A 298-nucleotide genomic window follows, 5' to 3' on the forward strand; every position below is an offset into this window, starting at 1 on the left:
AAATTATGTAGTGGATGTAGATATTAAAGGTTTCTTTGACAACGTTGACCACTTATGGATGATGGAGTTCTTAACACTGCGAATCGCTGACCCTAACTTACTAAGAATAATTGGTAGGTTTCTTAAAGGTGGATATATGGAGGAAGGTAAGAAGTACAGAACAGATACTGGGACACCGCAAGGTGGAGTAATATCTCCGATATTAGCCAATGTATATCTGCATTATGTCCTCGACCTTTGGTTTGAGAAAAGAGTCAGAAAACAGTGCAAAGGACAAGCATATATAGTGAGATACGCA

Annotated in this window: 1 protein-coding gene; it reads left to right on the forward strand. The window is 38.6% G+C overall.

Going from position 1 to position 298, the window contains the following annotated elements; translation table 11 throughout:
- Positions 1–298 (forward strand): reverse transcriptase domain-containing protein (locus tag TR08_RS24925; protein ID WP_045522857.1); only part of this gene is annotated, 298 nt, incomplete at both ends.

It is taken from the genome of Neobacillus niacini (genome assembly GCF_000759675.1).
In the GTDB taxonomy this organism is placed as follows: Bacteria; Bacillota; Bacilli; order Bacillales; family Cytobacillaceae; genus Neobacillus; species Neobacillus niacini_A.